The organism is Janthinobacterium sp. Ant5-2-1, from assembly GCF_001445815.1.
Classification (GTDB): Bacteria; Pseudomonadota; Gammaproteobacteria; order Burkholderiales; family Burkholderiaceae_D; genus Janthinobacterium; species Janthinobacterium lividum_E.
In genome coordinates this window covers 1-1,351 of record NZ_LNCE01000135.1, presented here as the reverse complement: position 1 = coordinate 1,351, position 1,351 = coordinate 1, and the positions used below count along the sequence as shown (strand labels likewise).

The window sequence follows — 1,351 nt, the reverse complement described above, 5'->3', positions numbered from 1 at the left end:
AATAATGTAGCAATCGTAATCATAGGTGTGTGGGGGGGGGGGAATCTAAATTTTCGTGCGAATCTTCTATTCGAGTTTTTATAAACGTGACACCTCTAAAACCACGTACAGGTGGCCCAATTAGAGGCGTCTTGCGCCTGCCTCGCCAAAAGAATTTTATTTAATTTATATTAAATCAATATTTTCATTTTATTTAAAAACAAGAACATAATTCCATTAAGATGCGAAGATCGACCTAATTAACAGGATAATCGTAAAATGAATCTAACGATGCCTTTCCAGTTATTTTCCACTCAAAATGTTCACTCATCGCTTGGCTGAAAATCGTAGAAACTTTATTTGCATCATATGTAGGGAGATGTTCGATTAATACCGCATCATGCATTGGAACCAAGATTCGCACATCCGTTTCACTCCGCATTCCAAGTAAGGCCTTCTTGAATATCAAGGACGCAGTTCCTTGAACAACCTGGCTAACTCCTGAGCGCCTTTCTTTTTCACTTAACGATCCTTCGTTCTCCCTTTTTTGAAAGTTACCAAAGCCTGGGCTAATTTTCCCGGAATCCTCAAACTTCTTTTCAATCTTTTTTTTCCATGATTCGAAAACCGTGAATTTAGCGAAGAATTCCTTTACATTTTTTCGGTCTGCGCCCTGAGATACTGCCGCATCAATCAACGAGTTGCGCCGCATTCCGTAAGCGTAAGATAAGAAAAGTCTTTTTGCCAATTTCCGACCCTCACTCCCACCGAAAATACTGGTAGATAACTCGTTATATATATCGCTCGATTCATAAAGCATCAACATATGCGGATCCATCGAAAGTGCAGCCATGATGCCTACTTCAAATTGATCATAATCAATATATGATAGAACTTTTCCGGCTTCAGGCACGACGATATTGCGATGACGTTTTGCGAGATTTTGAAATACAGGATTTTTAAAATAAATACGCGATGTAATAGATCCAAATAAATCGATAATCGGGCTCGCGCGTTGTTTAGACAATGGCAATGCAGCCAGAACCAATCTAGATGCCGCAAGCTTCTTGAGTTCCAAAAGCTCAGCAGCAAAGTCACTCGGAGTATGTAAAAACTCCAACACATAATCAAGAGAAATTCCAGAAAAATCATATCCTAGTGGTTCTAGGTGATTAATCACTGCCTGATCAGTAGGCACTTCCAACGCAAGATTATGTTTTTCGGAAAAACACTTTAAGGCAGAGTAGTACTCATGGTTAATTTTTGACTTATGTTCCCTAAGTATGTCGACATCAATACAAATACCCTGAACAATGTGCCAGTAAAGTAAATTAAAAACCGGAATTTCAACAAAAATTTGCCTAGTCAGTTC

Annotated in this window: 1 protein-coding gene; it reads right to left on the bottom strand. The window is 38.9% G+C overall.

The window, feature by feature from the left end; translation table 11 throughout:
- Positions 1-235 precede the first annotated feature (235 nt).
- A partial coding sequence (locus ASN89_RS26560) for a DNA polymerase (protein ID WP_200969133.1) occupies positions 236-1,351 on the bottom strand: 1,116 nt, incomplete at its 5' end.